Source organism: Streptomyces sp. NPDC054961, from assembly GCF_053609145.1.
This window is the reverse complement of the sequence record NZ_JBSGWY010000001.1, coordinates 17,048-24,554: the sequence shown is the minus strand read 5'-3', so window position 1 is coordinate 24,554 and position 7,507 is coordinate 17,048. Positions and strand designations below refer to the sequence as shown.

General features: G+C 74.6%; 4 protein-coding genes, 1 tRNA gene and 1 riboswitch. Of the genes, 4 read left to right on the top strand and 1 reads right to left on the bottom strand.

Annotated elements, in window-relative coordinates; all coding sequences use genetic code 11:
- Nucleotides 1-242: 242 nt before the first annotated feature.
- The 3 genes from ACWF9Z_RS00105 to ACWF9Z_RS00095 all read left to right on the top strand — a co-directional run bounded on the left by ACWF9Z_RS00105 (nt 243) and on the right by ACWF9Z_RS00095 (nt 4,466).
- Nucleotides 243-2,126 (top strand): class I SAM-dependent methyltransferase, encoded by a 1,884-nt coding sequence (locus ACWF9Z_RS00105; RefSeq protein WP_453595701.1) that lies wholly within the window; start codon nt 243-245, stop codon nt 2,124-2,126.
- Nucleotides 2,123-3,130, top strand: coding sequence for a galactokinase (locus tag ACWF9Z_RS00100; protein WP_453595698.1), 1,008 nt, complete (start codon nt 2,123-2,125; stop codon nt 3,128-3,130). Before ACWF9Z_RS00105 ends, ACWF9Z_RS00100 begins: the two co-directional genes overlap by 4 nt.
- Before the next feature lie 91 nt (nt 3,131-3,221).
- Nucleotides 3,222-4,466: an alkaline phosphatase family protein gene (locus ACWF9Z_RS00095; protein ID WP_453595695.1), complete on the top strand. Its 1,245-nt coding sequence runs from the start codon at nt 3,222-3,224 to the stop codon at nt 4,464-4,466.
- 76 nt (nt 4,467-4,542) lie between these two features.
- Here the strand turns inward: ACWF9Z_RS00095 and metE are convergent, their stop codons facing one another.
- The gene (gene metE / locus ACWF9Z_RS00090) at nt 4,543-6,861 is read right to left on the bottom strand and encodes a 5-methyltetrahydropteroyltriglutamate--homocysteine S-methyltransferase (protein WP_453595692.1); all 2,319 of its coding nucleotides are present in this window, start codon (nt 6,859-6,861) and stop codon (nt 4,543-4,545) included.
- A gap of 167 nt (nt 6,862-7,028) precedes the next feature.
- Nucleotides 7,029-7,249: riboswitch (cobalamin riboswitch) on the bottom strand.
- Nucleotides 7,250-7,365: 116 nt separating this feature from the next.
- On the opposite strand from metE, the gene ACWF9Z_RS00085 reads away from it, so the two are divergent.
- Nucleotides 7,366-7,439, top strand: a tRNA-Met gene (locus ACWF9Z_RS00085).
- The last annotated feature ends 68 nt before the right edge of the window (nt 7,440-7,507 follow it).

The following is a 7,507-nucleotide window of genomic DNA, read 5'->3' as shown; positions in this document are numbered from 1 at the left end:
CGGCGCGCGCGCGCGTGCCCGGCGGCCCCGGCGCGCGCGGGGGGGGGCGGCGCGCCGCGGCCCCCCGGGGCGGGGGGGGCGCCGCCGCCCCCCGCCCCCGACCGGTTGGAGAAACTCGTATGACGCGTTCCCCGCTCACTCCCCTCACTTCCCTCACTTCCCTCCCCGTCCTCCCCCCGCGTCCTCTTCCCTCCGTCCGGTGGGCTTCCGCGGCGGTCCTGGTCGCGCTCGGTGCGGGCACCGTGCGCACCGCCCGCCGGCTGCGGGCGATCCCGGTGCTGCCCATGACCGCGCCCGCGGCGGACGGGGTGCCGCGCGCCGCCGGATGGCGGCTGTTCACCTCCCGCGGGGTCGAGGCCGACGCGGCCACCTTCCTCGCCGCCTGCGCGTACGCCGACCGGGAGGGGCTGCGGGTACTGGACCTGCTGCCCGCCGATCTGGCCACGGAGCGGGTGCTGGGCCTGCTCCGGCTGGTCGATCCGGCCGGCTACCGGCAGGACCGTCTCGGCGAGGGGCGCGGGGCGGGCTTCGCCGTGCTCGTCTCCGAGCAGGTGCTCGCGCGGGCCGGGCTGGACCCGTCGGAGGCGCACGCCACTCCGGCGGAACTCCAGGCGCTGGTGCGCCGTTTGAAGGAGTACGCCTCCGACGCCACGGGGATCGCCGTCGCTCCGGCCCTTCGCGGCGGACCGGCTCCCGCCGCGACCGGCCCGGCGCGGGCCGCCGAGCTCCGGGCCCAGGGCCTGCCGCCGGGGACGGTGGCCGCCGCGCAGCTCGCCGGGCTGGCGCTGCTGGCGGCTGTCGCCGTGCGCCAGGGCCGGTGGGGGGCCGCCGCCGCGGGGCTGTACTGGATCCAGCCGTACCTCGCCCTAGGCCGGCCCGGCGCACCGCTGCGCCCGGCCGACCTGCGTCTGGCCACGGCCGCCCGGCCGGTGCGCTCGCTGGGCGCCGCCCTGCGCACGGCCGCCGCGACGGCCCGTCCCCGGGACGGCGCGGACGCGGCGCCCGCGGGCGTGGGCGCAGGCGTGGGGGGCGCCGCGGGGTTCACCCCGCCGGACGCCGGACGGGACGCGGGCCGCGAGGCCGCGCGCGTCGCCGAACGGGCCGCCGCCGCCTACCGGGACGACCTGGCCGCAGGGACCGACCGGTTCTTCGAAACGCGCCGTCCGGACTGCCCCTGGTGCGGTTCCCAGCAGCTGTCCGTCCGCGTCCAGGTGCCCGATCTGCTCCAGGCCAAGCCCGGCCTGTTCACCCTCGAGGAATGCGCGGACTGCGGGCACGTCTTCCAGAACCCCCGGCTGACCCTGGAGGGACTGGAGTTCTACTACCGCGACTTCTACGACGGCCGCGGCGGCGAGGGCGCGGCCACGGTCTTCGGGCGGCTCGGCGCGGCTTACCGCAGCCGCGCCGAGATGCTCCGGCCCCATACCCGGCCCACGTCCTGGCTCGACGTCGGCACCGGGCACGGCCACTTCTGCAATGCCGCGCGGGCCGTCTGGCCGGACACCCGCTTCGACGGGCTCGACATGGGCGGCGGAGTCCGCGAGGCGGAGCGGCGCGGCTGGGTGGAGACGGGACACCAGGGCCAGTTCCCGGATTTCGCGGTCAAGCTGGCGGGCCAGTACGAGGTGGTCAGCATGTACCACTACCTGGAGCACACCCGGGACCCGTTCACGGAACTGGACACGGCGGCCGCCGTCCTCGCCCCCGGCGGGTACCTGACCATCGAGCTCCCGGACCCGCAGTCGCGGATGGCCCGGTTGCTCGGCCCAGCCTGGCTGCCCTGGTTCCAGCCTCAGCACCAGCATCTGATCCCGGCCGCGAACCTGCGCGAGGCGCTGGCCGACCGGGGGTTCACCGTGCTGGCCGAGGAGCACGGCCGGGCCCACCAGGGCAACGACTTCGTCGGCGCCGTGGCCCTGACCACGACCCGGCTGGCCCCTGACGCGGACCGGCCGTGGGCCGCTCCGGCCACACCCGGCCGACGCGCCCTCGGTCGTGCCGTACGGGCGGCCGCGCTGCCGTGCTTCGCCGCCGCGGCGGTGCTCGACGCGCTGCGCACGGTCGCGGCCCGGCGCACGGACGGCGGGAACGCCTACCGGATGCTGGCCCGCAAGGACGAGCGGTGACGGGCGCGGCCGCCGACGCCCCCGCTTCGGCACCGGCTCCGCCTTCGGCTTCGGCTTCGGCGCCGGCGCCCTTGGCCGACCCCGGCGTGGACCTCGCGCGCCGGGCCACCGCCGACCCGCTCTTCCGGCTCGTCGCCCACGCCCTCCAGTCCGCGCACGGCCGGCCTCCCGCCGCCGTCTGGAGCGCCCCGTACGCCTTCCACCTGGGCTCCCCCCACCTGGTCGCGGCGGCCGGATGGCCGGTGGCGGCCGCCGCCGCCCCGCGCACCGACGGCCTGGTCCGGCTGAGCTCCCTCGGCCACCCCGCGGACAGCTGCGACGTGCCGCTGACCCTGTCCGGACCGCCACCGGCCACCCCGGCCTGGGCCGCCCGGCCGTACGCCCTGCTGCGCGCACTGGCCCGCGCCGGGTTCGGCCGGGGCGGGACCGACCTCCACGTACAGGGCTCCCTCACCCCGGCCGCCGGGCTGGACACGGCGGAGGCCGCCGACTGCGCGGTGGCCCTCGCGGTGGCCGACGTACACACCCGGGCGGGCGAGGATCCGGACCGGGCGCACCTGGCCCGCCTGATGGCCCGCGCCCTGCCCGACGGCGACGACGCGCTGCGCCGGGGGGTGCTCTACGCCCGGCCCGGCAGGGCCCTCCTGCTGGGTCCGGGGCCGCGTCCACGGGAGTCCCGGCGCCGGCGGTACGTCGGCTTCGACCCGGCCGCCTCGGGGGCCCGGCTGGTGCTGCTCGCCGTACGCGCGGGCCCCGAGGGCGCGAACGGCCCGGCGGCCCGGGCGGCGGATCTGGAGCGGGCCGTGGCGTGCGCCCGCCGGGCCGGAGCCCTGAGCGTCTGGCCGCCCGGCCGGCGTCCGGGCCGGAGCGTGCTGGCGCTGCTGCCCGAGGCCCGGCTGACGGCGGTACGGGCCGCGGTCGCGGAGGACTTCCGCGACCGGGAGCGACCCGTACCCCGGTTCCTGAACGTCGCCGTGGCCGGCGCGGCCCGGCGTGAGGAATGACGCCGCACACCCCGTTCGTCCCCCGCACACCCGCACACCCCACGCACCCGCACACCCCACACACCCCGTCCACCATGAGGAGAGACCACCCATGTCCATCCCTGCCCCGCCGGAGGCGAGCGCGAGACGCCGGGCCCGCCGGTCCGCTCTCGTCGCCGGACTCGGCGCGCTCGGCCTGCTCGGCGCCTTCACCCTGGCCCATTCCCAGGGGGCCGACAGCGGCTCGGCGGCCCTCGCGAACGCGGCCGCCGCCGCACTGCCCTCGTACGACCACGTGGTCGTCGTCGTGTACGAGAACAAGCAGTACGGGGAGGTCATCGGCAGCGCCAACGCCCCCTACATCAACCAGCTGGCGGGCGGCGGAGCGAGCCTGACCGGCATGAAGGCGCTGACCCACCCCAGCCAGCCGAACTACTTCAACCTCTTCTCCGGCGCGACCCAGGGCATCACCGGGGACGGCTGCTACACCCCGCAGTCGATGACCGCGGCCAACCTGGGCCAGGAGCTCCTCGCGACCGGCAAGACCTTCGCGACGTACAACGAGGACCTGCCCGCCGAGGGTTCCACGGCCTGCACCAGCGGCCAGTACGCGCAGAAGCACAATCCGTGGTTCGCCTTCAAGAACGTGCCGCTGAACACCGGAAAGACGTGGGCGCAGTTCCCACAGGGCAATTTCGCGGCGCTGCCGAACCTGTCGTTCGTGGTGCCCAACCAGTGCAACGACATGCACTCCTGTTCGGTCGCCACGGGTGACACCTGGACGAAGAACAGCATCGACGCCTACGCGCAGTGGGCCAAGGCCAACAACAGCCTGCTGGTCCTGACATGGGACGAGGACAACTACCTCGGGTCCAACCAGATCGCCACCGTCCTCTACGGGGCGCACGTCAAGACGGGCACGTACGCGACCGCCTTCAACCACCACCACCTGCTGCGCACCCTCGAGGACCTCTTCGCCACCGGGACGCACGCGGGAAACGCGGCCAATGTGCAGCCGATCAGCGAGGTGTTCGACGCCTCCACGGAGCCCACGCCCACGCCGACCCCGACTCCGTCGCCGACCCCCACCACCGGTGGGCTGAAGCTGACCGACCCCGGCCCGCAGACCTGCACGTTCAACCAGTCCTGCACCATCCAGCTCACCACCACCGGAGGCAAACCCCCCGTCCGCTACACCGCCACCGGACTCCCCTGGGGCCTCACCCTCGACACCACCACCGGCCGCATCACCGGCAAACCCTGGGCCACCGGCACCCTCCAGATCACCGCCACCGCCACCGACACCACCCCAGCCACCGCAACCACCACCTTCCCCCTCACCCTCACCTGGTTCTGACCCGGAGCAGGACGGGCGGCGGCGGGCCGGGGCCGCCACCCGTCCCCCCTCCGGGCCCCCGCGGGCGACCGGGGGATCAGACCGTCGTGACCTCCGAACGGACCTGGTGCGCGGCCTCGACCAGGTGCTCCAACGAGGCCTTCGTCTCGGGCCAGCCGCGGGTCTTCAGGCCGCAGTCCGGGTTGACCCACAGGCGCCCGGCCGGGATGGCCTCCAGCCCCTTGCGCAGCAGGGCCGCGGCCTCCGCGGCGGACGGGACGCGCGGGGAGTGGATGTCCCAGACGCCGGGACCGACCTCACGGGGGTAGCGGGCGCCGGCGAGTTCACCGGCCACCCTCATGTGCGAGCGGGCCGCTTCCAGGCTGATCACGTCGGCGTCGAGGGCGTCGATGGCCTCGACGATGTCGCCGAACTCGGCGTAGCACATGTGGGTGTGGATCTGGGTCTCCGGCCGTACCCCGCAGGTGCTGAGGCGGAAGGACTCGGTCGCCCAGTCGAGGTATCCGGCGTGGTCGGCCGCCCGCAGCGGCAGCGTTTCACGCAGCGCGGGTTCGTCGACCTGGATGACGGAAGTCCCCGCCGCCTCGAGGTCGTTGACCTCGTCGCGCAGGGCGAGCGCGACCTGTCGGGCGGTCTCGCCGAGGGGCTGGTCGTCGCGGACGAACGACCAGGCGAGCATGGTCACCGGGCCGGTCAGCATCCCCTTGACCGGCTTCGCCGTCTGCGCCTGGGCGTACGTCGTCCAGCGCACGGTCATCGGATCGGGGCGGGAGATGTCCCCGGCCAGGACCGGCGGCCGGACGTAGCGGGTTCCGTAGGACTGGACCCAGCCGTGCTGGGTGGCGAGGTATCCGGTGAGCTGTTCGGCGAAGTACTGGACCATGTCGTTGCGTTCGGGCTCACCGTGTACCAGGACGTCGATGCCGGTCTTCTCCTGGAAGGCGATCACCTCGCGTATCTCGGCCTCGATGCGGTGCTCGTAGCCGGCCTCGTCCAGCCGTCCCGCGCGCAGGTCCGCGCGTGCGGTGCGCAGTTCGGCGGTCTGCGGGAAGGAGCCGATGGTCGTCGTGGGCAGCAGGGGCAGGCCGAGGTGGGCGCGCTGCGCGACCGCCCGCCGCTCGTAGGGCTCGGAGCGACGGCCGTCGGATGCGGTGACGGCAGCGGTCCGGGCCCGTACGGCGGGGTCGCGGGTGATCGCGGAGCGGGTCCGGGAGGCGAGGTCGGCGCGGTTGGCCGCGAGTTCGCCGGCGATGGCGCCGGTGCCCTGGGAGAGTCCGCGGGCCAGCGTGGCGATCTCGGCGGTCTTCTGCCGGGCGAAGGCCAGCCAGCGGCGGATCTGCGGGTCGGTGTCGCGCTCGGCGGCCGCGTCGAGCGGGACGTGCAGGAGGGAGCAGGAGGCGGCCACGTCGACCCGGCCGGCGAGGCCCAGGAGGGTGCCGAGGGTCGCGAGTGACTTCTCGTAGTCGTTGATCCAGATGTTGCGGCCGTTGACCACGCCCGCGACCAGCCGCTTGCCCGGGAGTCCCCCGACGGCGGCGAGGTCGGCGAGGTTGGCGGCGGCCCGGTCGGTGAAGTCCAGGGCGAGGCCTTCGACGGGGGCCTTGACCAGGACGGGCAGGGCCTCGCCGAGCCGGTCGAAGTAGGAGGCGACGAGCAGCTTGGGGCGTGCGGCGCGGTCGCCCAGGTCGCGGTAGGCGCGGGCGGCGGCGCCCAGGTCGGCCGGGGTGCGGTCCGCGACCAGGGCGGGTTCGTCGAGCTGGACCCATTCGGCTCCGGCGGCCCGCAGGTCGGCGAGGACCTCGGCGTAGACGGGCAGCAGCCGGTCGAGCAGGGTGAGCGGCTGGAAGTCCTCGGCCACACCGGGCGCGGGCTTGGCCAGCAACAGGTAGGTGATCGGTCCGACCAGCACGGGGCGGGCCTTGAGGCCGAGCGCCAGGGCTTCCTTCAGCTCGGCGACCTGCCGGGTGGAGTCGGCGGTGAAGACGGTGTCGGGACCGAGTTCCGGCACCAGGTAGTGGTAGTTGGTGTCGAACCACTTGGTCATTTCCAGCGGAGCCACGTCCTGGGTGCCGCGGGCCATCGCGAAGTAGCCGTCCAGCGCGTCCGCTGCGGCGGCCGCGCGGTGGCGGGCGGGGACCGCGCCGACCATGACGCTGGTGTCGAGGACGTGGTCGTAGTACGAGAAGTCGCCGGTGGGCACTTCGGTGATGCCGGCCTCGGCCAGCTGCCGCCAGTTCGTCCGGCGCAGGCCGGCCGCGGTCTCGTGGAGGGCTTCGGCGCTGACGCGGCCCTTCCAGTAGCCCTCGATCGCCTTCTTCAGTTCCCGGTTGCGACCCTGGCGGGGGTAGCCGTACACGGTGGCGCGTACGGCCTCGGGGGTGGACTCGATCGTCACGGAACTCTCCTTCGCGAGCACGTCTCCATGGATCCCGGTGACGGGACGCGGGGCGCGGAGGCGAAGGGATGGCCGACCGGACGGTACGTCGTGCGCAGGGCACGCACACGACCGTCTGATGTCCACCGACCCGCCCACGAGGTCACCGGAATGTCCGCGCACGACGGTGCGTGCGCGGGCAACGGGCAGGTCTTCGGACTTGCGGGCGCGCCTCCCCTTCGGGCAGACACCTACTGGCCGTCGCTTCCCAGACCCGTACGGGCCCAGTGCGTATGACGGCGGTCGTTCCCGCTCACCGCTGCGGGGCAGTCCCGGATTCCCACCGGGTTCCCTCTTACGACGCGTCCCGCCTGGAGGGCGGGGGCGAACCAGCTGCTGTGATCACCCTAGGGGCCGCGACCTAGAGGACGGATGGAATCCGGCCACCCCGGGAGACCGCCGGGGCCTGAGCTGGAGAAATGGCGAGGCACCGGCCCGTGGGTGCCGTACAGTGGGGTCTACCGACGCGGGGTGGAGCAGCTCGGTAGCTCGCTGGGCTCATAACCCAGAGGTCGCAGGTTCAAATCCTGTCCCCGCTACTGACCGGAAGGGGGCCGGGGCGCCAGGAGATTCCGGGCCCGAGCGCACAGGGTAAAAAGGGGCCCAA